We start from the raw sequence: 1,288 nt of genomic DNA, 5'->3' as shown, positions 1-1,288 counted from the left end.
GTCAGCTCAGACCAAGGTGAGTTTGATGTGTTGGCAGCGATTGTCAAAGATGGCATGGCTGTGGTTGAAGTCTGTTTTATCCGTGGTGGACGTAACCTCGGTAGTAAAAGTTATTTTCCAAAAGGCTCAGGTGACAGCAGCCCTGAGGAATTATTATCGGCTTTCGTTCCTCAGTATTATCTGGGCAAAAATGTGCCCACAGAAATCTTACTTAGCCATGAGCCAGAAGACAGAGATTTAATTCAGGATGTGCTGCAAACTGAATCTGGTCACAAGGTCAGCCTAAGAAAACCTCAACGAGGTCAGGGCGTTCGCTGGATGCAGATGGCCTCTACCAATGCGGATATCAGCCTGACTCAACGGTTAAGTAGCCGTTCCAATTTACTACAGCGATTTGAGATGTTGCAGGATGCGTTAAGCCTGGATGAATTACCCAAACGTATCGAGTGTTTTGATATTAGTCATACTCGCGGTGAACGAACTGTTGCTTCATGTGTGGTGTTTGGGCTGGAAGGCGCGATTAAGGCGGATTATCGCAAGTTTAATATCGAGGGTATTACCGGTGGCGATGATTACGCAGCGATGAATCAGGCATTAACACGCCGTTTCACGCGTTTGCAGAAAGGCGAAGGTAAGCGGCCTGATCTCTTATTAATAGATGGTGGTAAAGGTCAAATCAAAGAAGCACAAGAAGTGCTCGAAGAACTCAATTTATCTGATTTACCTATATTAGGTATCGCAAAAGGGCCAGAACGCCGACCAGGTGAGGAAACATTATTCCTGGTGGGTAGAGAAGGAGAAGTCACGCTGACAGCCGATTCGCCGGCACTGCATTTATTGCAACAAGTGCGGGATGAAGCTCATCGCTTTGCGATTACGGGTCACCGACAGCGACGCGCTAAGGCACGTAAAACATCCACACTTGAGCATATTGAAGGCTTAGGGCCTAAACGCAGACAAAAGCTGTTACAACAGTTTGGTGGACTTCAGGAAGTGCAACGAGCTGGTGTGGAAGATTTAGCCAAGGTGGACGGTATCAGTAAATCCCTTGCTCAAAAAATCTATGATGTCTTTCATGGCGATCATTAAGCACGCATAGTGATACCATAAACATGATTTTAATTTTAAGTGACACAAGATGTTGAATTTACCAAATATTTTAAGCTGCTTACGGATTCTGTTAGTTCCTATTCTGATTCTGTTCTATTTTTTACCTATGCCTTCAGCATCAGTCTGGGCTGCTTTGATATTTGTCATTGCCGCGCGTACTGACTGGCTGGATGGTTAT

General features: G+C 45.2%; 2 protein-coding genes. Both read left to right on the top strand.

Annotated elements, in window-relative coordinates; all coding sequences use genetic code 11:
- The coding region (gene uvrC / locus B4K20_RS08410) for an excinuclease ABC subunit UvrC (protein WP_289282556.1) at positions 1-1,089 on the top strand (1,089 nt) is incomplete at its 5' end.
- 49 nt (positions 1,090-1,138) lie between these two features.
- Positions 1,139-1,288: CDP-alcohol phosphatidyltransferase family protein (locus B4K20_RS08405; protein WP_289282570.1), on the top strand; the 150-nt coding region annotated here is incomplete at its 3' end.

This window comes from Methylophaga sp. UBA5088 (genome assembly GCF_002414625.1).
GTDB classification, from domain to species: domain Bacteria; phylum Pseudomonadota; class Gammaproteobacteria; order Nitrosococcales; family Methylophagaceae; genus Methylophaga; species Methylophaga marina.
The sequence above is the reverse complement of the archived record's forward strand: the minus strand, read 5'-3'. Positions and strand labels throughout refer to the sequence as shown.